A 221-nucleotide genomic window follows, 5' to 3' on the forward strand; every position below is an offset into this window, starting at 1 on the left:
CAGGACACGCGAGGATGGTTTGACGTCCTCGATGACTGGCTAAAGCGCGATAGATTTGTATTCGTCGGCTGGTCTGGCGTGCTACTGTTCCCCTGTGCTTACTTGGCACTGGGTGGCTGGCTCACTGGCACCACCTTTGTTACCTCCTGGTACACCCACGGGATTGCCAGTTCCTACCTGGAGGGATGCAACTTTTTAACCGCAGCGGTTTCTACGCCTGC

General features: G+C 56.1%; 1 pseudogene. It reads left to right on the forward strand.

Annotation, left to right across the window (positions count from 1 at the left end):
- Nucleotides 1-221 (forward strand): annotated as a pseudogene (locus tag ACR6Z4_RS32295) (photosystem II D2 protein (photosystem q(a) protein)); the annotation flags it as partial.

The organism is Calyptranema fuscum S582 (assembly GCF_055793305.1).